The following is an 825-nucleotide window of genomic DNA, read 5'->3' on the forward strand; positions in this document are numbered from 1 at the left end:
TAGTTAGCCGGGGCTTCCTCCTAAGGTACCGTCATTATCTTCCCTTAGGACAGAGCTTTACGACCCGAAAGCCTTCATCGCTCACGCGGCGTTGCTGCATCAGGGTTTCCCCCATTGTGCAATATTCCCCACTGCTGCCTCCCGTAGGAGTCTGGACCGTGTCTCAGTTCCAGTGTGGCCGTTCACCCTCTCAGGCCGGCTACTGATCGTCGCCTTGGTGAGCCATTACCTCACCAACTAGCTAATCAGACGCGGGCCCATCCTATACCGAAATTCTTTGACCTTTTAGGGATGCCCCTAAAAGGTATTATGGGGTATTAGCAATGGTTTCCCATTGTTATTCCCCTGTACAGGGTAGGTTGCCCACGCGTTACTCACCCGTCCGCCGCTAAATTAAAATCATTCCACCCGAAGGCTTCCTGAAAATAACTCCGCTCGACTTGCATGTGTTAGGCACGCCGCCAGCGTTCATCCTGAGCCAGGATCAAACTCTTAAATAAAAATGCTCGAATTTTTGGGTTCCATTTAAATAAATTAATATTTAATGGAAACTCAGCTTTTCGCTGAGAAGGTATCTTACACAAAATCAAAGATTTTGGCAATCTACCTTTGCTGGCTTAATCTATACTGTTTAGTTTTCAAAGACCTCTTTAAGGGCTTGTGCCCCATCGCCTTGTTGCGGCGACTTACTTAATATATCATATCTAAAATATTATGTCAACACTTTTTTTGCATTTTTTAATATTTTTGTCGAAATGATTGCCGCTGCGATTGGCGACTTGTTTACTTTAACACTTTATAATAATATTGTCAATATACTTTTTA

1 rRNA gene is annotated in these 825 nt (G+C 44.0%); it reads right to left on the reverse strand.

What is annotated here, in order from left to right:
- Window positions 1-500: ribosomal RNA gene (locus tag KQI11_RS13030) — 16S ribosomal RNA — on the reverse strand; the annotation flags it as partial.
- Window positions 501-825: the final 325 nt, after the last annotated feature.

Origin of the sequence: Acetanaerobacterium sp. MSJ-12, assembly GCF_018917875.1 — a bacterium.
Classification (GTDB): domain Bacteria; phylum Bacillota; class Clostridia; order Oscillospirales; family Ruminococcaceae; genus Bittarella; species Bittarella massiliensis.